The organism is Sphingomonas sp. CCH9-F2 (assembly GCF_001556735.1).
GTDB classification, from domain to species: Bacteria; Pseudomonadota; Alphaproteobacteria; order Sphingomonadales; family Sphingomonadaceae; genus Sphingomonas; species Sphingomonas ginsenosidimutans.
The window spans coordinates 1-998 of sequence record NZ_LSJO01000701.1 but is presented as its reverse complement, the minus strand read 5'-3'; the positions used below and the strand labels follow the sequence as shown (position 1 = coordinate 998).

Sequence of the window (998 nt, the reverse complement as noted above, 5' to 3'; positions counted from 1 at the left end):
CACCTCGGCGAGCAGCGCGCCCAGCGCCGGCCGCGCCTCCAGCAGGCGGAAGATGTTGATCGCGCTGGGCAGGCGTTCCAGCAACCGGTCGAGCCGGTTGAGCGCCAGCGGCGGCACCGGCGCCAGCGCCAGCGCATCGACCAGCCCCGGCAGCACCGCCTCCAGCGCCGCCTGCGCCGCCGGGCTGCGCAGCGCGGGATAGCGCGCCTCGCGCCATGCCGCGATCCGGCGCACCGGCTCCTCGGTTTCGGCGAATCCCGCCTCCGCCAGCCGCTCCGCGAGCCGGTCGGCATCGTGCGGCAACGCGCGCGGCCCGTGCGGCGCCAGCCGGTCGAAGATCGCCGCCACCCGCTCGACATGCGGCGCCAGCAGCTCGAGCAGCGCCGCACCGTCCGCCAGTCCGTGCAGCCGCGCCACCCGGTCCAGCGGCTCGCCGGCGGCGGGCAGCGCGTGGGTCTGCCGGTCGTCGATCATCTGCACGCGATGTTCGATCGTGCGCAGCAGCGTATAGGCCTCGGTCAGCGCCGCCGCCTCGCCCGCGTCGATCCGTCCGGCCGCCGCCAGCGCGGCGAGCGCATCGCGCGTCGCGGAGGTGCGCAGCGCCGGTTCGCGCCCGCCGTGGATCAGCTGGTGGATCTGCGCGAAGAACTCCACCTCGCGGATGCCGCCGCGACCCCGCTTCAGGTCGAAGCCCGCACCGAACGCCTGCCCCTGCGCATGATGGTCGCGGATACGGCGGGTGATATCCAGTATCTCCCCCACCGCGCCGAAATCCAGGCTGCGGCGCCACACGAACGGGCGGATCGCGTCCAGGAAGCGCCGGCCCAGCGCCATGTCGCCCGCCGCGGCGCGCGCGCGGATGAACGCCGCTCGTTCCCATGCCAGTGCCTGCGATTCGTAATAGGAGATCGCCGCATCCACGGGGATCGCGATCGGCGTTACTTCCGGCGACGGGCGCAGCCGCAAGTCGACGCGCAGCACATAGCCGTCGGCATCGC

1 pseudogene is annotated in these 998 nt (G+C 74.1%); it reads right to left on the bottom strand.

The features are described 5' to 3' along the window. Positions 1-998: pseudogene (locus AX685_RS20065) on the bottom strand (glutamine-synthetase adenylyltransferase); the annotation flags it as partial.